Source organism: Paenibacillus contaminans (assembly GCF_003285015.1).
GTDB classification, from domain to species: domain Bacteria; phylum Bacillota; class Bacilli; order Paenibacillales; family NBRC-103111; genus Paenibacillus_V; species Paenibacillus_V contaminans.
In genome coordinates this window covers 397,443-421,196 of the sequence record NZ_QMFB01000004.1, presented here as the reverse complement: position 1 = coordinate 421,196, position 23,754 = coordinate 397,443, and the positions used below count along the sequence as shown (strand labels likewise).

The 23,754-nt window shown below is 49.8% G+C and carries 14 protein-coding genes; 8 read left to right on the top strand and 6 right to left on the bottom strand.

Annotation, left to right across the window (positions count from 1 at the left end):
* Positions 1–69 precede the first annotated feature (69 nt).
* From DQG23_RS10460 to DQG23_RS10425, 8 genes are all read left to right on the top strand, one after another.
* A complete protein-coding gene (locus DQG23_RS10460) occupies positions 70–2,397 on the top strand; it encodes a DUF4838 domain-containing protein (RefSeq protein ID WP_158560389.1) in 2,328 nt (775 codons plus the stop codon).
* A 78-nt stretch (positions 2,398–2,475) separates the two neighbouring features.
* Positions 2,476–6,897: a DUF4838 domain-containing protein gene (locus DQG23_RS10455; protein ID WP_113030758.1), complete on the top strand. Its 4,422-nt coding sequence runs from the start codon at positions 2,476–2,478 to the stop codon at positions 6,895–6,897.
* A 425-nt stretch (positions 6,898–7,322) separates the two neighbouring features.
* Positions 7,323–9,092: a hypothetical protein gene (locus DQG23_RS10450; protein WP_146762285.1), complete on the top strand. Its 1,770-nt coding sequence runs from the start codon at positions 7,323–7,325 to the stop codon at positions 9,090–9,092.
* Positions 9,093–9,186: 94 nt separating this feature from the next.
* Positions 9,187–9,981: a sugar phosphate isomerase/epimerase family protein gene (locus DQG23_RS10445; RefSeq protein WP_113030756.1), complete on the top strand. Its 795-nt coding sequence runs from the start codon at positions 9,187–9,189 to the stop codon at positions 9,979–9,981.
* Between the two features lie 390 nt (positions 9,982–10,371).
* On the top strand, positions 10,372–11,352 hold the full coding sequence (locus tag DQG23_RS10440) for an AraC family transcriptional regulator (RefSeq protein ID WP_113030755.1): 981 nt from the start codon (positions 10,372–10,374) through the stop codon (positions 11,350–11,352).
* 215 nt (positions 11,353–11,567) lie between these two features.
* On the top strand, positions 11,568–12,593 hold the full coding sequence (locus DQG23_RS10435; protein WP_113030754.1) for an NAD(P)/FAD-dependent oxidoreductase: 1,026 nt from the start codon (positions 11,568–11,570) through the stop codon (positions 12,591–12,593).
* Between the two features lie 104 nt (positions 12,594–12,697).
* Positions 12,698–13,183 carry a Fur family transcriptional regulator gene (locus DQG23_RS10430; protein ID WP_113030753.1) on the top strand — a complete coding sequence of 162 codons (486 nt, stop codon included), beginning with the start codon at positions 12,698–12,700 and terminating at the stop codon, positions 13,181–13,183.
* A 29-nt stretch (positions 13,184–13,212) separates the two neighbouring features.
* Positions 13,213–15,207 (top strand): AraC family transcriptional regulator, encoded by a 1,995-nt coding sequence (locus DQG23_RS10425; protein ID WP_113030752.1) that lies wholly within the window; start codon positions 13,213–13,215, stop codon positions 15,205–15,207.
* A gap of 168 nt (positions 15,208–15,375) precedes the next feature.
* On the opposite strand, the gene DQG23_RS10420 is transcribed toward DQG23_RS10425, so the two are convergent.
* From DQG23_RS10420 to DQG23_RS10395, 6 genes are all read right to left on the bottom strand, one after another.
* The gene (locus DQG23_RS10420) at positions 15,376–16,959 is read right to left on the bottom strand and encodes an extracellular solute-binding protein (protein ID WP_113030751.1); all 1,584 of its coding nucleotides are present in this window, start codon (positions 16,957–16,959) and stop codon (positions 15,376–15,378) included.
* A 107-nt stretch (positions 16,960–17,066) separates the two neighbouring features.
* Positions 17,067–17,936, bottom strand: a complete 870-nt coding sequence (locus DQG23_RS10415; protein WP_113030750.1) for a carbohydrate ABC transporter permease — start codon at positions 17,934–17,936, stop codon at positions 17,067–17,069.
* A 32-nt stretch (positions 17,937–17,968) separates the two neighbouring features.
* Entirely contained in the window at positions 17,969–18,883 is a 915-nt protein-coding gene (locus DQG23_RS10410) for an ABC transporter permease (protein ID WP_113030749.1), read from the bottom strand.
* Positions 18,884–19,225: 342 nt separating this feature from the next.
* The gene (locus DQG23_RS10405) at positions 19,226–21,511 is read right to left on the bottom strand and encodes a helix-turn-helix domain-containing protein (RefSeq protein ID WP_113030748.1); all 2,286 of its coding nucleotides are present in this window, start codon (positions 21,509–21,511) and stop codon (positions 19,226–19,228) included.
* Between the two features lie 645 nt (positions 21,512–22,156).
* Positions 22,157–22,702 carry a CDP-alcohol phosphatidyltransferase family protein gene (locus DQG23_RS10400; protein ID WP_146762284.1) on the bottom strand — a complete coding sequence of 182 codons (546 nt, stop codon included), beginning with the start codon at positions 22,700–22,702 and terminating at the stop codon, positions 22,157–22,159.
* A gap of 5 nt (positions 22,703–22,707) precedes the next feature.
* A complete protein-coding gene (locus DQG23_RS10395; RefSeq protein WP_113030746.1) occupies positions 22,708–23,745 on the bottom strand; it encodes an AI-2E family transporter in 1,038 nt (345 codons plus the stop codon).
* Positions 23,746–23,754: the final 9 nt, after the last annotated feature.

Below are 23,754 nucleotides of genomic sequence, written 5' to 3'. Positions count from 1 at the left end.
GCAATCATAATGATTTCTTCGAATGCGGATGAGCAGACGCGGAATTCAGCCATCAAGCTGGCTGCGTATGTGAAGAAATCGACCGCTGCAGAGCTGACGATATGGACGGAAGACGCAGCAGCTGCGCACTGCCAGTCTTTAGCAGGCAAAGTGCAAATTTATATAGGAGCGGAAGGGTTACCGGCGGGTGAGCCTGATCCGCTGGAAGGCATGGATGGCGACGGCTTCGTTATCCATCAGGATGGAGAGCGGAGGCGACTCACCATTGCCGGTCCAACTTCGTGGGGGACGGAATTTGGGGTTAATGAATTTTTGGAACGTTATGCCGGTGTACGCTGGCTGGCGCCTGGGGAGGATTGGGAGGACGTTCCGGAACAGAAGGAACTGTCGGTGCCGCTGAATGATCAGGTTCGTCAGGAACCGGCATTCTTTTCCCGCGAATTTGATGTCCATACCAGCAATTCACCGGAGCGTGAAGCATGGACGCGGAACAACCGGATGCATGGACGTGTAGAATTCAAGCACCATTTATTCAACTTGTTCCCGCCCGGCAAGTATAAATTTACTCATCCGCAGTACTACCCGTCCGGAGCTGATTTAAATGACATACACGGGTGGCAGCCTTGCTTTTCGGCGCCCGGAATTGTAGAAGAAGCGGTTGCTAACATTATTGCCTATTTCGATGCGCATCCTGAAGCGACTTCTTATTCGCTGGGCATGAATGATGGTCGCAACTTTTGTGAAGCGGACCCGCGCCACCCGAATTACCCGAATCAGGACAACTCGATCGGTTATCCTCATATGTCTGATATTTACTATGATTGGGTGAGACAGGTATCGGAAGGCGTATTTGCCAAACATCCGGATAAGTTTTTGGGTACGTTATCGTATCTGAATTTGTATGACCCGCCGGCGAATGTTAAGCTCGATCCTCGTGTAATTGTATTTGTCACAGATGAACGGCTGTCATGGGGAGACTCGGAGCTGAGAGATGCCGGGCATGCATTGACGAGCCGTTGGCTGCAAGCAGCGCCGGGAACCGCCTTTTACGAGTATTCGTTTGGTACGCCCTATCTGCTTCCGCGAGCGCACTTCAATTTGATGGCGGAATCCTATAAATACGCCAAAGCTGCCGGGGTGGCAGCGCATTACGCTGAACTGACTCCCAATTTCGGTGAAGGTCCAAGGCCCTGGCTCTCTACAAGACTGCAATGGAATCCGGATCAGGATGTTGAATTATTGCTGAAAGATTGGTATGAGCGTGCTGTAGGTGTCGATGCAGCCGCTGATTTGGCCGCTTACTATGAATTGTGGCGAGACTTCTGGGAAAACCGGATTTTTCGAACAAGGTGGTATTCGGAGTGGGCGTATTCAAACCCGCGTATCAATTATATGAACTTTCTCGACGACAGTTATTTAGAGGCAGTTACATCCGCAGATATTGCGCAAAGCCGAATTCTGCTGGAAGCGGTAGTGAACAAGGCGGCTACGGCAAAGCAGAAGAAACGTGCTGCAGATCTGCTGCGTGCCTTCGAGTACTATGAAGCATCTGTATTGAGCTATCCGGAGGAAAAGATCGTGCCGCATCCGGTGAATGAGACTGAAGCCGGCACTCTAGTACAGTCGGTAGTGCTGAAGATGAAGTATGCGGAAAAACGGCGGGCGCTGGTGGAACAATTTGCTGGAGACATCGTTTTGCGGCATAATTTCAGCCCGTATTACGGTTACGGTCAAACGCTTGGCGGCTATGGACGGATTTGGACGGGGATGACAAGCGGTGAGCTGGACGCAATTGTCTCATGGTTAGAGCAAGAAGGGAGCGGGGGGGCGGTTCATTCCTTACTGCAGCAACTGGCAGATGATGGCGCAGTGTTTGCCATTCAGAACAGTGTCCGGCTCGCCTTATCGCTTTCGCAAGCCAAAGAAAATATGTCTCACGAAAGTGCCGAGGCAATTCCAGAAGGAGCCGATTTGTGGGACTTTTGGCTGGCGGATGGCATTGCCATGCACAGGTCAGATGAAGCGGCTAGGCGCGGAAGCTATAGCGTGGTGGCGAAAGGCGTGAAACAGGGAGGGATGTATCAAAGCTTGGCGGCTCAACCTGGTGTTTATGGGATGTACGCTGCCTATTACACTCCGCCGGGGCAGAGCGGCAAAGGAACGATTCGGCTTCAGTTTGAGCTGTATGATTCACAAGGGAATGAAATAGAGGTCATAAAGCCTTACTTGGGAGAGAAGCATGCCGCTCAGACAGCAGGCAGGTGGTCGAATATTCACTGGGCTGGAGAACTGTCTGAAGGGGTTGAAAGCGTCACAGTCAAAATCATTCTGGAAAAATTCGAGGATGAACAGGAAATTCATTTGGATGATGCCGCATTTTATCAACTGGATAGGTAAGATTCGTAATTAAATGTGTAGCAGTGTCCGATTAAAGTTTGATTAGAAAGTCATTCGGAACCAAGGAGCTGAAATCCCATGAGAATGAGTTTCAAAAAATTGCCGTCATTGACGATCATCGTATCTCTAGTATTTACAATGCTCACGGCGCTGCCTCTTCACGCGGCGTATGGTGCTGCTTTGAACGATAAAACTTCATCTGATCTTTCCGGCCATTGGTCTGAACCGGTTATGAGCAAATGGATCAGTCAAGGACTGCTTAAAGGAAGCGGAGATCACCGCTATTACCCTGAACGGCCGGCAACCAGAGCGGAATTTATGGCGTTGATTAATCAAGTATTTCAGTTCACCGAGAAGTCGGATAATCCTTTTCGGGATGTAAGCAGCAGTTCCTGGTATGCGGATCCTGTTTTAAAAGGATATGCCGCAGGTATTATTCAAGGCGTTGACGAAGGCCTATTCAAGCCGGAAGCGTTTATTTCACGGGAAGATGCAGCAGTAATCGTCTGGCGTGCATTTCGAATAGTGGAAAGCGAACAAGGGAAGAGCGATTTTACCGACGCCGGGCTCATTTCAGCTCATGCGGCTAAGGCTGTAGCGGCTTTGCAGGAAAGAGGATATATGCAAGGCAGGGGCAACAAGCAGTTTGTCCCAAAAGCCGACATATCCAGAGCGGAGTCTGTCAGGCTGATCGATAATGTAATGGGTACGCTTGTCAATGAACAGGGTACTTTCACTCGTAACGGATCAAGAAACCTGGTTGTGAATACCGCTGGCGTGACGCTGCAAGGGCTTACTGTATCGGGCGACCTGTACATCGCCCCGGGCATCGGGGAAGGAGACATTACTTTGAACGGCGTTACGGTAAAAGGGAAAACCTACATACTTGGCGGCAAAGACAGTTTGCGGGTTAGGGATACGACCCTCGTAGGAGACCTTATTGTCGACAAATGGAACTCGGAAATTCGCATCGTTGCCGAGGGAACGACTGTAATACCGAAAACGATCCTGTTATCCGGCGGCGTATTGGAGGAAGAAGAGACTACCGTCCCCACGGGCGGATTTGGTGATCTCGAAATGATCTTATCAGGGAAAAACTCGTCATCAAACGTTAATGTCGTATTGCTCGGCCGGTTCGGGCATCTGTTGCACTCCACTGGAAGTGTGAGTTATGAGCTGCGGTCCGGTACGGTTTTCAACACTTCGACGTTTAATGCGGCTGCAAAGGTATGGGGGGAAGGAACGGTCAGACTGGCAAACTTGAACACATATGGTGTGGTGATGAGCAAGTGGCCGGAGCAGGTAAAGTTTGCGCAAGGGATTTCGGCCACCATTGCAGCACAGACAGTGACGGAAGACAATCGCGCCAAGCCGTCATCTCTAGTACAAGATGGGCCGCCTGCGACACCGACACCAACACCAACACCGACACCGACACCGACACCGACACCGACACCGACACCGACACCGACACCAACACCAACACCAACACCAACACCAACACCAACGCCGACACCACTTCCGGAACATGTAGATGATGTCCTCCAAATCGTGAGCGGCAGCCAAGCGGCAGCTTCCGTCGTCGTATCCGTTTATGCGGATCAACAGACTGTAGATGCGGCACATAAATTAATCGGATATTTGAAGAAATCGACAGGAGTCGAACTGCCGATTGTGACGGATCATTCAGCAGCTGGCAGCAGTGCGCCGTCCAGCGGGCCAGTACAAATATATATTGGAGGAGAAGGCTTGCCCACAGAAAATGGAGAAGCCGACTTGCTGGAAGGTATGGACGGAGACGGATTCGTCATTCATTCTTCAGGCAAGCGGCTGGTGATAGCTGGTCCAACCTCGTGGGGGACGGAATTCGGAGTGGATGAATTTCTGGAACGTTATGTCGGTGTACGCTGGCTGGCGCCGGGAGAGGATTGGGAAGATGTGCCCAGCCATACGGAGCTTAGCGTACCAGTCAGTGATTATGTGCGTCAAGAACCTGGGTTTTTCTCGCGCGAATTTGATGTTCATGCGAGCAATACAGCTGCCCGACAAGCATGGGTACGAAACAATCGAATGCATGGCCGCGTCGAGTTCAAACATAATTTATTCAATTTGTTCCCGCCTTCTAAATATAAGATGACCAATCCGGAATATTTTCCGCAAGGAGCCAATTTGGACGTTCATGGCGGCTGGCAGCCATGTTTTACAGCAGACGGCATTGTTGAGGAAGCTGTCAAGAACATCAATGCCTATTTCGATGCCAATCCTGAGGAAACATCCTATTCATTGGGTGTAAACGACGGTATGGCTAATGGCAGCGGGTACTGCGAAGACAATCCAAGCCACCCGGATTACCCGGACAAAGTCAATTCACTGGGGTTCACGGATATGTCCGATATTTATTACAATTGGGTAAATGAAGTAGCAGAGGGTGTTTTCGCCGAGCATCCTGATAAATATTTGGGGCTGCTGGCTTATGTGGAGGTCTATGATCCGCCGAGCAATATTGTGCTCGATCCGCGAGTAATTGTATATATTACAGACGATCGTCTGTCCTGGGGCGATCCGGCTATGAAGGCTGCAGGGCATAGCTTGACGGAAAGCTGGGCGGAGGCCGCGCCTGGGCTGGCCTATTATGAATACTTGTGGGGAACGCCCTATACCGTGCCAAGAACTTATTTTAATATTATGGATGAAAATTACAAATACGCTAAGAATGCTGGAGTTACTGTGCAGTATGCCGAAATGGTGCCGAATTTTGGAGAGGGGCCTAAACCGTGGCTCTCCACCAAATTGCAATGGAATCCGGATCAAAATGCCGAAACCTTGCTTAATGAATGGTATACACGCGCGGTCGGTACCGATGCGGCTGCAGATTTGGCAGCTTACTACGAAATATGGCGGGACTTCTGGGAAAACCGCATGTTCAACACAGATTGGTATGCCGATTGGGCACAATCGGATTCCCGTATGAACTATATGAACTTTCTTGATGACAGTTATCTTGGGGCAGTTACGGATGCAGAAATAGCCCAGAGCCGAAGCTTGCTGGAATCAGTCGTTGCAAAAGCGAATACGGTGAAACAAAAGAAACGTGCCGAAGCGCTGGTCCGTTCATTTGAATATTACGAGGCATCCGCATTGAGTCACACGATGGAAGGCGCCGTTACGGTGCCAGCGGACGAACCGACAGCGCTTGCACTGGTGCAGAGCGTAATCGGTCAAATCAGATTTGCAGAGAAGCGCCGGGATCTGATTGAGGCATTCCATGATGATTCCTTCTTGCAGCAAACCTTCAGCCCCTATTATGTCGGCGATAAAACTTTGGGAGGGTATACCCGTATTTGGTCAGGGATGACCAAGGGAGAGATGGATGCAATTGTGATCTGGCTGGAGCAGGAAGCTCCCGGAGGAGCGGTTCATACGCTGTTAGAGAACTTAAGCGCCAGCGATCCTGTGGCTGCTGTTCGCAAACAGGCTTATATCTTGCTGCGAAGTTCTGATCCCGAAGCCAGAAAGCTGCTGAATAGTAATCCGTCGTTCGAATTCGCGGGAGCGACAGCCGACAAAGCCGATTCTTGGAACTTGTGGCTCTATAACGGTCTCGAGATGAAACGAACCGGAGAGGTGAAGAAGAGCGGGAATTATAGTATTAAAGCCAAGGGCATTCAGTTTGGCGGAATCATTCAGGACCTCCCCGTTCAAGCAGGGGTTCACGAGTTGTCATTTGCTTATTATTCACCAGCCGGTTCTGCAGGCAAAGGAACCATTCGACTTCAGATCGATTTTTGGGATGCGCAAAACAATCATATCGGGACCGTAAGGCCTTATCTGGAAACGAAACGCATCGCGGACACTGCAGGTGAATGGTCGGGCATGTACTGGGCCGGAGAGTTCCCAGAGGGAATCGTTAGAATTGAGGCTTACGCTTTGCTGGAAGGATTAAATGCCGATCAGGAGGTCTATATCGACGATTTCTATCTTAACCGCTTGAGCCCGGATCCCTATGCGAATAATCCTAAAACGCCGCTTAACCTGAATCCCTCCTTCGAAATTGCGGGAGATACACCGGCAAATGCAGAGTATTGGAATGAATGGTTGTACAACGGTCTCTTGATGGAGAGAAGCGGCGAATTCAAGAAAAGTGGCGATTTCAGTCTTAAAGCTGCAGGTGTCAAATTCGGGGGAGTTATTCAGGAGGCGGCGGTACAACCAGGTGTTCACGGAATATCTGCCAGTTATTATTCGCCTCAGAGCAGCGCGGGCCCCGGTACGATTAGACTGCAGCTGGATCTCTATGATGCACAAAACAATCACTTGTACAATATCACTCCAACTTCGAAGCAGATTGCCAATACCGCAGGAGAGTGGACGACGCTGGAGTGGGAGGGGCAGCTGCCTGCCAACGTTAGCCGAGTCACCATATATGCCCTGTTGGAAAATATGGATGACAGCCAGCAGATTTATTTGGACGATTTCAGTTTTTTTCGGTTGAGTCCTTAAGTGACGAGAGGTGGGAGAAGGAGGATAATGGAGACGTTTTTATAGGCGCACTCCTGCTTCCTCTCTCTCCTCTCTCTGCTCTCTGCCTCAACTCACTCCTCACTCCACGCTTTGCTTCAGGCTCCATAGTGTAGTAAGGACTTTATTCATGATTTAGGCATAGCAGCTTGGACAGCAAGATAGCAAGGACAGCAAGGACAGTATGATGGTATGACCATAGAAGAAGGGAAGAGGATAACATAATGAGTTATATGTTAAGAACCGTAATTTTGGAACAAACCTGGGAGAGGCAGCTTCAAGACATCATCAGACTATGCAAGACGGCCAATATTGAGGAAGTGCTGCTTAAGGAGCTGTCTTCGCATATTATTCCGGTCCCGTTTCTCATTGATAAACATTACAAAATGGCAAAAATCTATAGTCAGATGGCCAAAGCGTTCCATGAAGAAAATATAGTGTTCAGTATTAATATTATTATGCTGGCCGGTCATTCGGATGGGGAAGTGGAGGCAAAATATGTACTTCCCTATCAAAAATTTGTTGGTGAAGATTTGCGTGAATTGCATGCTACTTATTGTTTATTAGATGAAGCTTGGCAAGCTTATGCAGCGGAAGTATGTGCCTTGTACGCCGGAACCCGGCCGGACAAACTGTTCATTGACGACGATTTCAGAAGCTTGAATCACGGCGTGCAGTATGGCTGCTTTTGTCCGATTCATGTAAGCCGAACAGCGGAGAGATGCGGGATTGCATTGACTGCTGAGACTTTGATGCATGCGGTGAGCGGAGCAAGTACGGAGCATATGGCTATTAAGCAAGCATGGATGCAAATCAATTTCGAAGGCCAGCTCGAAGCGGCAAATCGTATCCGTTTGGCTGTGGAGCGAGTAAGCCCAGCGACACGTCTTGGTTTGATGAATTCAGGCGAGCCGGCCCATTCCTTTCAGGGGCGGGATATGGATGTGCTGCTGCGGGAGTTTTCCGGCAGTCGAAGGCCGCTGTCTCGCCCGGCTGGCTGCAGTTACAGCGATTCAATCCACGGTGAGCTGTTCGAGATTCACCAGGTTACAGCACTTAGCAAGAGTGTGGTCGGCGAAGATGTTCAAATCGTGAGTGAAGTGGAAAATTACCCGCACACACGTTTTTCCAAGAGTATCCGTATAACGAGGCTGCAGCTTGAGCTTCACGCATTGGCAGGAGCTGAAGATTTTACGCTTAATCTCTATGATTATCTTGGTACTCCGTACGAGCAGGAGCCAGATTTTCTGCATCTGCTTATTGATGAAAGGGAGCGTCTGGAGATGATTCAGGCGGCAAGGAAGGGGAAAAAGCTGGTCGGTTTCGGCCATCCGTGGAAGAAGGACACGGCACTGAAGCAGCTAAGCCGACGCGGATGGCTGGATGATATCATGCCAAACAGAGATCCGGACAACTATTTGCCGCAGTTTGGGATTCCCGTCCAGTTTCAGTTAGGGAAGGCGAATCTTATTTTCGGTGATGCCGTGCAATGCTATGACGATGACGAAGTGATAGAGCTGCTTTCAAGGGGGATTTTGCTTGATGGCCTCGCTTTTACAAACCTGTACAACCGAGGCTTTGGCCGGTATTTGGGTTGTGAGCCGGCGGGGAGTGGGGTTGTTGACGGCTTTACGGTAGAACAGTTCGGATTTAATCCGTTTACTGGACCTTTTGCTGGCAATCTGCAAACGACAAACTGGGCAGAAAGTAAAAAGCAAGGGAAACTTCCGCTGCAGCTTCGTATCGATCCCGGTGCGGAAGCAATTTCGATGCTGCTGGATGATGACCGGAACGAATTGTCACCGGGCGTCGTGCTGTTTGAGAATGAACTTGGCGGCAGAGTGGCTGTGTTTACCGTCCCGATTTCATCCTTTCAATTTCTCCACAGGTGCCGCGCTTATATGGTCGCGAAAGTTGCACAGTGGCTAATGCGTGAGCCTCTCCCGGTTTGGATCGAGGATTGTCCGAATATCGGGCCCATTTACTATGAAGGTGCAAATGGCGAAGGGCTTCTTGGAATCATAAGCGGCAATCTGGATGTGATGGAGGTCAAGCTTCATACCGATTTGCAATTGTTCGATCTCTTTACAGGTGAGGAAATACAGGAGCTGCGGATGGATCCGCTTTCCGTTCGTTTTTTTCGTACGCAGAAGGAAGTTGGACGGGCTGAGCGATGAAAAAGGGGATTAATATTTGGTCATTCGGCCAAGGAGAACTGGCGGCTGATTGTATGCGTCTGGCCAAGGAAGCGGGGTNCTGGCGGCTGATTGTATGCGTCTGGCCAAGGAAGCGGGGTTTGACGGCATCGAATTGGCAATGGAGGAAACGGGAGAGTTAAAGCCTGGCAGCGGAATGAAGGAGATCAACGCTTTGAAGCAGGCGGCTGAGGATATCGGAATTGATCTTGTCAGTCTAAACAGCAGCTTGTATTGGACGTATTCGTTTACTTCGAGCCGTTTGGAAAATCGTAAGCAAGCCTTTCAGGTGGCGCAAAAGCATATTGAATTGGCGGCATGTCTGGGGATTGACACCGTAGCAATCATGCCGGGTATGGTGGGAGCGGATTTCTTGCCTGATCAGGAAAACGCCCCCTATGATGCTGCTTATCATTATGCGCTGGAAGGGATTGGACGATTAGCTGAGATTGCCGAGCAGCATCGCGTTCATATCGGGCTGAAAAACGTCTGGAATAAGTTTCTATTGTCGCCGCTTGAATTCAGGACATTTATTGATACGATTTCCAGTGAGTATGTCGGCTCCTATTTTGATGTCGGCAACGTTCTGGCTACGGGTTACCCCGAACAATGGATTCCAATCCTGAACAATAGAATCCGTAAAGTGCACTTCAAAGATTACCGCCGCCAGACCAACAGCATCCACGGATTTGTTGATCTGCTGGCCGGTGATGTAAATTACCCGGTAGTAATGGAACAATTGCATAATGTCAGCTATGACGGATATGTAACCGCGGAAGTGCCTTCCTATGCCCGCTACCCGGAGCAAGCAATTTACAATGCATCGAGAGCAATAGATGCAATAGTTGGGAACAAGGCTTCACAACAATGAAGTTATTTACCATAATCACATATCGATGGGATGGTAACTGAATCTGCAGCCGTCTTATCACGATTAAGAACAGCACCAGGAGGACCGGATACTTCTGGTGTTTTCTTCATGTTCATTGGGGACCTGCCACCCGGTGCGCCTGTGGACCAGTACGGCCTTGGTCGTTGAAAACAAGAAACAGGACAAATGATGCGGAGTACAGCTGCAAGTCTAGATTTAGCCTTAACTGTGGCCCTGGGCACACGTCCGATTTCGTTTCACCGCTGCATCATATTGGCGCACCTCCTATCGTTTGATAATGATTCTCAATGGTGATACAATACGGTTAATATTATCGGTTACGGTTGCCGCCTGACTTAGATAGCTTCTTGATAGACGAGGTGTTTTCATATGGAGCAGATCATTCGATCGAACAATATACATGGGTATTTTGACGGTCTTTCCGATTACTTAACCGTAAACGAAACGGAACAGGGGCGAGAACAACAGATCGTCCTACCGCCTCTTTTGGGGATGGGAAGCATTTCCCGCTTGAAAATCAGACAAGGAATAGAAGTAGTCATCACCGATATGACGTTGGAAGAGGATTGGAATCAGTACATCCACGAAGATCGGGTTTTTGAGATCAATTATTGTTTTAGCGGCAGTGTGGACTGTTACTTTAAAGGCAACCGCTCTTCGACTCAAGGACAATCCGGCAATATGTATGCGATAGAAGATAGCGAAATTCATTTGTTCAAGAGATCGAAGCAGAGATACCAATTTCTCGAAATCAGGTTGCTGCCTGAACAGGTGCTTCGCTATTTTGAATATGCTGACGATCATCGTAAAGTGGAGAAGTGGCTAAAAAGCCAGAGCGGACAAATAAGCCCGTTGAACAACTTTGTCACACTCAAACGCGCCGCATACGAGATGGTTCATTCCACTTATATGGGTGCATTGAAGAGATTGCATATGGAATCTAAAATCATGGAGATCGTTTTGCTCGTTTTGGAGAAATATATGGGCGAGCAGCGTTCAACGGCAGCGTATTTTATCAAAAAAACGGATGTAGAAAGGCTTTATGCCGCCAAACAAATCATTCAAGACCGGCTCGAAAATCCGCTGACTTTGAAACAATTGGCCCGCGCTACGGAATTAAACGAGCTTAAGCTAAAAAAAGGGTTCAAAGAGCTGTTTGGTATGACTGTTTTTGAATATATTCGCGATTTGCGATTGGAAAAAGGCTTATTTCTAATGCAATATGAACAGTTGAACATCGGAGAAGCAGCGGCGGCGGTAGGCTACAGCAATCCAAGCAATTTCTCCGCAGCGTTTTATAAAAAATACGGTTGCAAACCGGGGCACTATATGCGGTCGAATCCGGTATGAAGGAACGATTTAATAGTATGCAGAGTAAAAACGCCGTTCAAACCGGCGTTTTTTTGTTTACCGGAAAGCGGATCGCAGATAAAAAAATACGTTCGCAGCCGAAAACAATCCGCCGATAGGTGGAGATTCGTATTAATAAGAATGATAATCATTACCATAGGGCTGGTGCAAGAAATCAATTGCGTCCTATCAAGGAATCAGAGGAGGCGTTAGGAATGGCTGGCGAAACGAATTCCTATTTTGATGTAACGATAATCGGCGGCGGTCCGACTGGACTATTTGCAGCTTTCTATGCAGGCATGCGGGATTTGAAAACGAAAATTATCGAAGCGGCTCCGTTTCTTGGCGGGAAGCTGCCTTATTATTCGGAGAAGGTTCTGTATGACGTTGGCGGAATCGAGGCGATTACGGCGAGAGATTTAACGATGCAGCTGGAGAAGCAGGCGCGCACGTTCGAGCCGGCCATAGCATATTCGCAGTTGATTGAAAAAATGGAGCGTTTAGAAGACGGAACCTTTCATCTAATAAGCAACACCGGGGAAACGCACTCGACGCGTACGATTTTACTCGCGATCGGTTACGGCACGCTGGTTTCCAACAAGTTGGAAGTGCCGAATGCAGAGCGGTATGAAGGCAGTCATCTGCATTATGGGGCAAAAAGCGTGGATCGGTTTCGCGGAAAAAGAGTGCTTGTATCCGGCGGCGGCGATTCGGCTGTGGACTGGGCTCTTGCTTTGGCTTCGATTGCAAAATACGTCGGGCTTGTCCATCGCCGAGATGAATTTCGCGCTCATGAGGGAAATGTCGCTCAACTTCGGAATACGGCCGTTCATCTCATGACTTCTTCCCGGATCAAGGAGATTCATGGGAGCGACGGGCAAATGGAAAGTGTGACGATAGAACATCTGGATAAGAAGGGCATTACTTCGCTGGATGTGGACGAGATCGTGGTTTGTCACGGCGCAAAGCCGGATTTGGGCGAAATCAAAAAATGGGGTCTGAAAATCGAACGGGATCGCATCGTAGTAGACGCTTGGATGCAAACTTCGGCGGAGGGCATCTTTGCGGCAGGCGATGTCGTTGATTATCCGGGCAAATTGCCGGGACTAATTGCGGGCGGCTTCACGGAGGGGCCGGCAGCTATCAATCGCATCAAAGCGTATTTGAACCCTCGTCAAGAAGTAAGGCCGATCTGGTCTACGGATCATGCCAAGCTCCTGGCGATTCACAACGAGTCTTAACAACACCCGTAAGCGCAACGTCAGGCGTTATGTCCACCTTCGTCATTTGACAGAAACGGTTGGTTTGCGTTTTATCATGGAATGGATGGGAAGGAGGCGTCAGAATGATGGAATTATCGTCGGACCAGTTGAATCAGGTCGCTCACAAGCTTCAATTGCACGGGTACAAGTTGACAAAGCAGCGTGCAATGACTTTGGAAGTATTGGTAGAAGAAGATACGGGTTATGTGACGGCGGAGGAAATTTTTATGAAGATCAAACGCAACTATTCTTCCATCGGATTAGCCACCGTTTATCGCACGTTGGATTTGTTTAGCGAGCTGCGTATCGTACGGAAATTCGCTTTTAACGACAAGTCGACCCGATTCGGGTTCCGCGGCGAGGAATCGGAGCATTCACCCTCTCATTTGATTTGCAAGGATTGCGGTTCGGTAGAGAAGGTGAACGAGGCTTGGTTATCGGAATTGGAACGCCATGTAAGCCGCGAGCTCGGTTTTCAAGTTTTGGATCAACAGCTTGATTTTATCGGCACATACGCAACCTGTCATGAGAAAAAGTGCAAACGGTGGGAGGAGCGAATTGGCGGATAAGAGTATAACGTCCGTCAAGCGGCATTGTGATGAACATTAGCGAGCAAATTCAGCTGTGGAATCAAGTTATCGTTCGGGTGCTGGATATTCGGATGAAACGAATCGGGCGCGGCGACGAAATTCGCGATTATGTAACGCCGGCAAGCATGTTTATAGTTGCGGCAAATGAACGTGCGGAACTGTGGGCCGACGGCGATGTATGGCTGTCCGAACGTTTTCATTTGCTGCATATCGGCAAAGGGAAACGGGTAACCGTTCAATCTGACGGCTTGCTTGACGTTTATATGATTTTATATAAAGCTTCGCTGCCGGCTTCGGCGTTACAGGAGTTTCATATGATGATGCAAACGGACAATCCGTTTATGGAAAACTGGGGGTTGTCGCCGTCCGAACCGCTCGCTTTGCTCGAGATGCTCGAAACCATGTTTGAAAACTGGCAGCGGGGAGGCGGATGGGACGACGGGCGGCCCGGCTCAGAAAAAAACGGCGGGAAGGCAGACGGATTAAGGCGTCTGATGGCCAAAGGGGAATTCATCCGTTTCGCGCATGCGGCGTTACAGGAGCGGACGGAGCATGTGTGCGTTCCGTCGTTGGCCGAGCAAGTGATCCGTTATACGATAAGGAATTATCGTGAGATGATTTCCGTGGAACGTTTGGCTCGGCAAATGAATTATACGCCGCAATATATTTCGAGAAAATTCAAAGAGCAGATGGGGTGCAGCCCGCTCGATTATGTGATTCGGCTGCGTATGGACCTGGCACGAAAGCTGCTGCGCGATACCGCAGCGACGGTGCAGGAAGTCGCGGCTTATGTCGGTTATCCGGACACCGCTTATTTTAACCGGATGTTTAAGAAACAGACAGGCAGTACTCCGGTGCAATACCGCAAGGACAATCGTTATGCAGGTTCGAAAAGTGCAATAAATTGGGCGGATTTGTCCCTTGTTGCCTCTCATCCGGCAATGTATCATGTTGTTAGTAATGATAATCATTATCAACAACTATCAGGTGGAGGAAATGATATGGCAAGGCTGAAAAGAAATCTGTTAGCGACTGCGCTGTTGTGTCTGACGATGGCGGCGTCGGCATGCGGGACTTCCTCGCAAGGCTCAGGAGGAAGTAACGATGCGGCAAATAATCCTGCAAAGCAAGCATCGAATTCGGCACAAGTCGAGACGGAGGTGCCGAACGGCAAAAAACGAACCGTTACGACCGTGATCGGCGATGTGGAAGTGCCTGAACGTCCGCAGCGTGTGGCAGCCCCGGCATATTTGGGAACCGTGTTGGCGCTTGGCGTTCAACCCGTTGCATCGGAAACTTTTTTGATGAAAAGTCCATATTTGGAAGGGATGCTTAACGGTGTGACGGATGTGGCCGATTCGCTGGAAGCCATGCTTACATTGGAACCCGATTTAATCATTACGCAAATTAACAAACAAGAAACGGTGGATAAGTACTCGAAGATTGCGCCGACGGTGGCCATGCCTTACAATAGCTTTCCTTCCATTCAGGAGGAAATGCGTTATTTCGGCGATTTGTTGAACAAAAAGGATGCGGCCGAACGATGGATTGCCGATTTTGAGAGTCAAGCCGGCAAATTGCGCGATGCGGTACAGGCGGCGCTCGGTAAGGGGGAGACCGTATCCGTCATGCAGGAATACGACGGCACTGTATTTTTGTTCGGACCGAAGTCGGGGCGCGGCGGCCGAATCATGTATGAAATATTAGGCGCAAACCCGCCTTCGGCAATTCCAGAGCATATGCTGACGGAGTCGTATTATGAATTTTCGCTGGAGATGCTGCCTGAATATACCGGAGATTATTTGATTCTGACAACAGCATCGACGTTGGAGCAATTGCAGGCCGATCCGATTTGGGGCAAATTGCCTGCGGTTCGGGATGGCAAAGTGTACCTGTGGAATGAAAATCAGTCATGGTTTCGCGATCCGATTGCCGTGAAAGGACAAATAAATAGTTTGGCGGATTGGATATTGAAATCGGCAAAAAGCACAGGGACATCATGATTGATCCCAAAGTGGAACTCGTTCAAAAAAGACACGTCAGCCGAAAGCGATCGGCGAACGTGTCTTTTTCTAATAACCTTAGAAAGGTGATCTCAGCTGAGCTGATAGTTCGATGTTTTCGGTAAACTCAGTCGTCAAAGATGCGGTAGGTATCTATTATTGACGCTTTTACTTGCGCGCGTTAATGCCATCGTTCACTTCTTTAATAACCTGCGCGCCTCCGCGGTCCATCCATTCCTGAACCATTTTGTCCCAATCGGAGACGGGACGCTGGCCGGCAACCATTTTCGTCAGCTCGCCGTAGATGAATTTATCCAGCTCCGCGCCTTTTTGCGCTTTGGTTTCGGAATAAATGCCGAGGCTCGGGTCGTCGTACGGCTGCTTGTTGTACGTTTTCTCCATATCGACGATGCCTTGTATCATCTGCTGCATTTCCGGCGAATTGTACGTTTTCGGGTACTCGTTCGCTTCATTGTTAGGAGACCAAGGCTTCCAGAACTCATGTCTCTGCATCAAATATTGGACAGGGGTGACCGCTTCGGATCCCTGCTTCATGACGACTTTGCCGTCCTTCATGTCGTAGCCGACGCCTTCTTTGCCCATCAGCCAGTCGAAACGCTCGTTCTGAGGATTCCGCTCGCTCATCGGGATGAATTGGCGGCCGTAATCAAGCATATCCAGAATACGGGTCACTTTATCCGGATCGCTCTTCAGCTTGGAGGAAAGCGTCGTTAAGCCGAAATATCCGGGCGCTTTCAAGCTGCCTTGTCTGCCGTCGGGCGAAACGAAGAACGGAATGGAAGCCAGCTTCGCATTCGGATTTACTTTCAACAAGCCAAGGTAATAATCTTCAACCATCCCTACCGGAGTGCCGATGAAAATGCCCGCTTTACCGGAATAAAACTCTTTATTTCCTTGAGCCCAGTTCAGAACGGCAAAGTCTTTCGTAACCGCACCTTGCGCATAAGCGTCCGCAAGCGTTTGGATGATTTCTTTCTCTCCGGGTCCGATAATGCCGGGTATATATTGCCCGTCTTTGTTTTTGTGGTACCAGCCGCTGGACCAGTAGGCGCCCATATCGTAGCCTTGTCCGAAATTTTCGCTAAGCGCGAAGCCGTACGTATCGTCTTTGCCGTTCCCGTCCGGATCGTTCTTGGTGAAGGCGATCGCTACGTTTTTCAGTTCCTCGTAGTTCGTCGGCATTTTGAGCCCGAGCTTGTCGAGCCAGTCCTGACGGATCAAACCGCTAAAGGAATAGGTCGGAGCGTACATCGGAATGCTGTATATTTTGCCGTCCACCTTGAACTGGTTGTAGATGGACTCAGGGACAGCCTTGAGCGACTCATATTTGTCGATATAGTCGTTCAGCGGCAGGAAGGCTCCTTGCTTGGCCCATTTGTAATAGTTCGAATCGGCGTTCATGATGGAGACGACATCCGGCATATTGCCGGAAGCCATGACGACGCTCAGCTTATTGTTATAATCTGCGGCAAGCACGAACTGCGATTTTACGTCTGCGTTAAACTTTTCTTTGATCGCATCTAGTGCTTTGCCTTGGGCCGGCGGGAAAATCGTATAAGCAAAATTCATGAAGCTGATTTCATAGGGCTTTTTGCTCGCCGCAGTGGCTGCCGGAGAATCCTTCGGGCCGGCGCTTGCAGCGGGACTGCTGCTGCTGTTTCCTCCACCCGAACACGCAACTGCCGTAAGCGAGAAGCATCCCGTCATTAGAACGATAAGTCCTTTTCTCATCTTGACCCTGCACCTCCATATGGAATAATAAGCTTAACAAAAATGCCGGAACCGGACAACCGATCCTATGCCCGAGCATCCGATCTTTCTATCTCGAATTCGGGCTGTCAGCCTTTAACCGATCCGAGCATCACCCCCTTAGCGAAATGCTTTTGCAGAAACGGATACAAAATGAGAATCGGCACGGTAGCAAGCAAAATGGCGGCCATTTGCACGGTTTCCGCAGGCGGTGGAGCGGTCAGCATTTGCTGGGCCTGCAGGGTGCTCGAATCGTTGACGACGACAATTTGCCGCAGCAGCACTTGAATCGGCCACCGGGAAGGGTCGTTCAAATATAAAATCCCGGTAAAGTAAGAATTCCAATGAGCGACCGCATAAAAAAGTCCGAAGGTGGCCAGCGCCGGCTTGGAGAGCGGCAAAATGATTTGGTAGAAGATTTTGAACTCTCCGGCCCCGTCAATTAACGCCGCTTCATTCAGCTCCTCCGGGATACTGCGGAAAAATTGCCGGAACACGATCAAATTCCACGGGCTGATCAAAACCGGAATAATAAGCGCCCACACGGAATCGATCAGGCCGGTCGCTTTGACGATCAAATACGTCGGAATAATGCCGGCGCTGAACAGGAACGTGAACAGCACGAGAAACAGTATGACGTTCCTGCCGAAGAACGGCCGCGATAAGCCGTAAGCCATCGTCGACGTAAAAGCGAGATTGCATAAGGTGCCCAGAACCGTAATGAAAATCGTCGTATAGATTGAGTGTATAAAGCGGTCGTTCGATAAAATGTAGCGGTAGGAATCCAAGGCCCATTCCTTCGGCCACAGTATAATGTCGTTCTGCAGGAACGTTTCCATGGACGAGAACGACACCGAGAAGATGTACAGGAACGGTACAACCATCGCCGCCGCAATAATAACGAGCAGCAGGGCGTTAATGCCGTCCATGACCCGGTCGCCTAACGTTTTGTGGAGCATCGTTGATTCACACCTCGTTTCTGGATCGGCAGCTAATAAATGCCTTCCTCGCCGAATCGTTTGGCCAAGCGGTTGGCTGCGATGACGAGGATCATCCCGACGACGGATTTGAATAACCCTACGGCGGTGGCGAAGCTGAAGTCGGATTGTTGGATGCCCTTGTAATACACATAGGTATCAAGCACGTTGCCGACTTGATCGACATACGGATTAAGCATCAGAAACACTTGCTCGAAGCCATTGTCCAGCACTTGGCCGAGCCGTAAAATAAGCAGAATAATGACGGTGCTCCGAATGGCGGGCAGCGTGATATGCCATATTCTTCTCATCCGGTTGGCCCCGTCAACCACGGAAGCCTCATACAATTCCGGATTCACGCCTGAAAGCGCCGCCAAAAAGATGATCGTCCCCCAGCCCGCTTCCTTCCAGATTACTTCCAGCACAAGCAGCGGCTTAAAAAAGGCTTCGGATTGGAGGAAAGCGATAGGCTGCATGCCGAACCATTCGTGCAGCATCGAATTGATCAGCCCGTCGCTTCGCAAAAATAGGGTGACGATGCCGACGACGACGACCCATGACAGGAAGTGCGGCAAGTAGATGATCGACTGGATCAGTCTTTTGAAAAATTCGCCCCGCACTTCATTCAGCATGACAGCCAATAAAACCGGCACGGGGAACGCAAACGCGATCTGAAGGAAGGAGAGGGTCAACGTATTATAGAGCACGCGGATCACTTCCGTATTGTCGAAAATACGATAAAAATGATCCAATCCGACCCACTCGCTATGGAGCATGCCTTCGAACGGGTTGTAATTTTGGAACGCGATCACCGATCCCAGCAGCGGGATATATTTGTATATAAGAAAATACAGCGTTCCCGGAAGCACGAACAAGTACATATAACGGCTTTTCCAAAGCTTTTTGCCAAGTCCGGCAGTGTTGATCATTGGTTTCACTCCTTACCCGATGCTCTGTTTCCTTAGGCGTAAGTCTGCTCTTCGCGAGCTGATCACATATATGTAGCCGGGCATCTGAAGCAACCTTTTGTTGAAAGCCTTTCCGTTTGCAAGAAGCGGACAAGCACTTGTTATCATGCTGCTTTCTCCTTTCCGTGATGTTATGGGGCTAACTATACCGACAAGACGAATAAACAGGAAGGCTCCGTTTATGCAAAGGATATTTGGCTCAGGAAACAGGTTTGCAAAAGGGGATACAAAGCCTGCCGCACAAAGAAAAATCCCCTGCGGACCCGCGTCCGTAGAGGATTTTACGAATAATGCCGTTTTGATTCAGCGCCGCTCGGTGCGGTATTTGCCAGGCGGTACCCCCGTGATTTGTTTAAACACGCGGGTGAAGTTTTGGGTAGTCGCATAGCGAAGTCTCTCGGTAATTTCCTTGATGGACATATCGGTAAGCGCCAGCCACTCCTTCGCCTTGGATATCCGGTAATGAATGACGTAATCGACAAAGTTCATTTCGGTCTCGTCTTTAAACAATCGGCTAAGTTGATATGCAGGGACCTCAAGATGGTCGGCAATTTGCTGCAGCGACAAATCGGTTTCGAAACGCTCGTGGATGAACCCGATCGCTTGCTGAACGAGCCATTTTCGATGGGAACCGTTTAATTGCCCCATATGCGTGCGAAGCGTAGGAAAAAATTCCGATCCGAACCAGTCCTGCAGCTCGGCTAATGAGTCGCAGGCGTAAAGCCGTTTGTAGAGATCGTAATCGAACATCGAGCCAAGCTCGGCGCCTGATTCTTCAAGAAGGCCGTCGATTTCTCCGATCAGGCGGGCAAAGTAACCGATGGCAAACGTCGAGTTCGATTCCGTCTTTGGAATCGTTCGAATCATATCGTCAAGCTGCTCTTCGGCCTTGGCGAGCTCGCCTTCCGAAATGCTTTTGACAATCAGCTTTTCCCATTTGCCGAGCTGCCTGCTCGTTTGCTGAATGGAGCCGAGGTTCTCCGTGTTTTGGGCGGAAACCGTCCGGTTCTCGCCCAGCCAAAACCGGTACTGCAGCAGCTCCAACGCTTCGTTGTAGCTTTCGCTTATGTTGCGCAGGTCGCGGTGGGGCCGGCTCATCGCTACGGTGACGGACAGGTTGAAATATTCCGACACCTTGCTGCGTATGGCGTCGCATACTTCGCTTAATTGTGCGTCCGTATCCGTATCCGCTTCCTCCAGGCCCATAATAAAAGCGACCTGGCCGGGCTGCGGAACGACGGTCAGACAAGGGTGGAAAACCTCGCATATTTCCTGAATGAGCTTGGCGAGGGCGAACATCATAAGCGGTCTGTCTCTGCCCACATATTTCTGTTTGAAGGCGTCGTATTGATCGATTTGCACCGCGCAAACATAAAACCAACGGCCGCGGAGCGGAAAGTCGTAATGCCTCGACTTATTGTGGAATTCCTGCTCCGAAATATCGCCCCGCAGCAGCTGCAGTAGAATCGTTCCCTTCAGATCGGGCAGGTGGTCGTTTATTTGATCTTTCAATTGCTGAGTGGTCTTCAGCGTATCGTCGATATAATAGTCGATGTCCTGCAAGCCGTCACCGCTTTTATTTGCGCCGAGAAACTTTACCGCCAAGCGCTGGATAGGGAAATACAAGCGCTTCGAGCCAAAGAAGGAAATCCCGCTCCATAACACGGCGAGGGCCGCTACTACGATCCATGTGATTTTGCTGATGACATCCGATTTCGCGTTCAGCACCGTGATCGGCGTCATGGCAATGTAAGTCCACTGGTTGAAGGAGGACTTCTGTACGGATACTTTATATTTCGTGTCCTGGATCGTAACCGGCTGCGGATTCGTTACGTCTCCGGTCCACAACGGGTAAAGCGCCGAAAGCGAATTGATCTGTGAACCGCTTTCATTTTGATTCTGGCTCATAACGATTCGCCCGAGGTTGTCGACGATCATCACCTTGCTGTTATTACCGATCTGCAGCGAAAGGAAAAATTCATAAAAGCGTTTGGCATCGATTTCCATGACGAGCATGCCTTCAGGCGGCGCCGCGCTGCTCTGGATCGGTTTGATCAGCAGGAGATCCTTCTGGTTCGGATAAACGTTTGGAGAAATGACAAGCGAACCGACCGATGGAAGTTTCTCTTTTTGCAGCAGCTGGTAGAACGGGAATTCCTCTTCTTTCATGATGCCGTCCCGATTCGAGTACACGTAGTGATGCTTGAGGTAAACGAGGGATAGATCGAAGCTGATATCCGAGAAGCTGCGGTAATTCCGGATGCGTTCGCGAAGGTCCAGCGTTGTATCGAGAGCCTCGGGATTATCCATGGAGATGCCGATCCGCAGCGATTTTTCGACGGTCAGGTCGCCGGCAATCTGCTGGGAGGTACGCTCGATATTGTAAAGAAACGTGTCGACTTGATATTGCAGCTGCTGCAAAGTCATTTGCTGGTTGTTATTAACCTCTTCCCGCACGATTTTCGTAGATATATAAGAGGAAGCGAACCCGACCAGCAGAACCGGGATAATGCTGAGCAACAGGGAATAAACGAACAGCTGCTGCTTGTACGAGAGGTTGATTTTACGCCAAAAGGTAAAGTTGCTCATGAAGATATTCCCCCTATGTTCCCCGATTCTACCACTTTCTTTGACAGGCTTACAACTCCTGTTTCCATGTGCTGGGATGGGGGTGAAGGAATTATGGAGTCGGGGAGGGGAACTTCGAAAAATTCTACTTGATATGTCGGTCACCGGTAAGTAAATTGGCTACACGTTGATGTAAGGCATGTGATCGTGCAACAGATCTGATCGGCATAATGAGGAAAAATGTTACTATTCGTGAGGCAAACTTCACTATTGCACGCCGAAAACCGTGTTTTGGTGAGGTTTTCTCCACTAAGCGCACGGTCCGTGCATAACCAATACGATATTCGTGTTTGCTTTCGTAACCAGGTTAACGTTCCTTAGTTTTAGAATTGAAGTCGTATTAGATCTTTTGAGAATGGAAAATGTCACACTCCTCCTAAACGTTGCTGTAGTCCGAAAAAACACACTTGCATGAGTCGTGTACCGGACGATCCGCTCCGTAGTCCGATTTAGCGTGCTTGCAGCACGGTTTTAGAGGCCGGCTATGCAAAAAAGGCGCTGCAAGCGGGCAAAGTCGGACTATTGCAGCAGACGCCTTGAAAAGTATGCAAATAGTTGGGCAAAATCGACTTGCAGCAACAGTCAGTGGTCAAATTACGGCAGTCCCTACGAATTTCTCGATTCGGCTTGAAGGCCGGGCCGGACTACTGCCGGAAATTTGATCTTGCTTACCATCAGGCAAGATAGCAGCACGATGAGCGCGATTGCCTCTTCCTGGAGATAGGGCTCGGGGCTCCAAAGCGCAAAAACGGACAAGATGCAGCCTGCGCCGGTGATCGGCAGTCCGGTATGATAACGGGGCATGTAAGGGCTGACGTTGAAGCGCGCCAGCGCCAGCGCTCCGCATATGAGGAAGAGCGCCATCAGCAAGATGCCGGCTGTGCGAAGCTCCTGCAGAATGCCTGCATAAACTAGAAAAGAGGGAGCCGCGCCGAACGATATGAGCTCGCATAGCGATCGCAGCTCCTTGCAGAATATATTAGACGGCTCCCGTCTTAGCGCGAATAAGCCGCTTATAACGTTCAATAGCGCCGCAACGAGAACGGAAAGCGCTGCTTGAAACGGTTGGCCGTGAAAGGTAAATAGAAGCGAAACCATCCCCGCTCCCAGGCAGGCTGCCGTAAGCCAAACGGGAATCAACTTTCCGGACATCGCCATCACTCCTCCTGTTCCTTAGGTAAGGGCAAGGTTTGGGCGGGCTGCCCAAGCGATTGCACCTCCAAAATATCGAGCAAAAACACAAAGGTCGGAATGCCGACAATAAGCCCCCAGATCCCGAAAAAATGTTCGGAGAAGAGAAGCACGAGAAATGTATAAAACACCGGCAAATGCGTTTTGGAGGCCATCAGCCGCGGGTTGAGCACGTAAGCCTCGATCGCATGAATGGCGGTGATGGTCACGATCAGATAAATAACGTAAGGAAAGCCGCCGATGCTGAAGGCGATGGCGCTAAGCGGTATGAGGGAAAAGAACACGCCCGCCACCGGTATGAGCCCAAGCACGAAAACGAGCAGCGCCAAGCCGAACAGGTTCGGGAAACCCATGATCCAGAGGGCCGCTGTCGTCAGCAAGCAGTTGATGAACGCAATCATCAGCTGCGCTTCGATTACTTTACCGAATGTTTGCAGAAATTTCCGGCCGAAATATTCGACCTCCGAGACGAACCAGCCGAGTTTGCTGGTGCGGAATTGTACCGTAAACCGAATGACGTTGGCTTTGCCGAGCAACAGGAACAGGCTCAGGATCAGCGCAAGAAAAGCTTGCAAACCCAGATTGCCGAGCTTCATCATCATATCAAGACCGGGCTTCACGATACTGGGCATGTCGATTTGATCGAGCAGCGACAGCAAATAACTTGCCATCTCGTCGTGCGGGTCTTCATACACCTGCTTCACGAGGTCGATTACTTGTTCGGCTTGACGGATCATCGCAGGAAATAGTTTGACGCCTGCGAAAGCGATGACCGCAACGAGCATGATGTAGAGCAAGGCAAGCACTAGCTTGGAGTCGATCTTGACGATTTTATCGAGAGCGCGCTTCACGTGCATATGCAGCTGATTCATGAGAAAGGTCGCCAGGAAGGTGAGCAGAAGAAGATTCAGCATGCTGCGGAGCCCGAATAAGAGCAGGCAGAACAGCGCCAAAACGGCGAAGCGGCGAACGTCTTTTTTATTCAGCAGAGCCCAAACATTCATAAAAACATC

Bases quoted from the DNA above. Each gene is read 5' to 3' on its own strand.
- DQG23_RS10415 (WP_113030750.1), bottom strand. From the start codon at position 17,936: ATGCTCCACAAAACGTTAGGCGACCGGGTCATGGACGGCATTAACGCC.
- DQG23_RS10445 (WP_113030756.1), top strand. From the start codon at position 9,187: ATGCGTCTGGCCAAGGAAGCGGGGTTTGACGGCATCGAATTGGCAATG.
- DQG23_RS10425 (WP_113030752.1), top strand. From the start codon at position 13,213: ATGAACATTAGCGAGCAAATTCAGCTGTGGAATCAAGTTATCGTTCGG.
- DQG23_RS10455 (WP_113030758.1), top strand. From the start codon at position 2,476: ATGAGAATGAGTTTCAAAAAATTGCCGTCATTGACGATCATCGTATCT.
- DQG23_RS10400 (WP_146762284.1), bottom strand. From the start codon at position 22,702: ATGTCCGGAAAGTTGATTCCCGTTTGGCTTACGGCAGCCTGCCTGGGA.
- DQG23_RS10435 (WP_113030754.1), top strand. From the start codon at position 11,568: ATGGCTGGCGAAACGAATTCCTATTTTGATGTAACGATAATCGGCGGC.
- DQG23_RS10405 (WP_113030748.1), bottom strand. From the start codon at position 21,511: ATGAGCAACTTTACCTTTTGGCGTAAAATCAACCTCTCGTACAAGCAG.
- DQG23_RS10410 (WP_113030749.1), bottom strand. From the start codon at position 18,883: ATGATCAACACTGCCGGACTTGGCAAAAAGCTTTGGAAAAGCCGTTAT.
- DQG23_RS10420 (WP_113030751.1), bottom strand. From the start codon at position 16,959: ATGAGAAAAGGACTTATCGTTCTAATGACGGGATGCTTCTCGCTTACG.
- DQG23_RS10440 (WP_113030755.1), top strand. From the start codon at position 10,372: ATGGAGCAGATCATTCGATCGAACAATATACATGGGTATTTTGACGGT.
- DQG23_RS10450 (WP_146762285.1), top strand. From the start codon at position 7,323: ATGGCCAAAGCGTTCCATGAAGAAAATATAGTGTTCAGTATTAATATT.
- DQG23_RS10395 (WP_113030746.1), bottom strand. From the start codon at position 23,745: ATGAATGTTTGGGCTCTGCTGAATAAAAAAGACGTTCGCCGCTTCGCC.
- DQG23_RS10430 (WP_113030753.1), top strand. From the start codon at position 12,698: ATGATGGAATTATCGTCGGACCAGTTGAATCAGGTCGCTCACAAGCTT.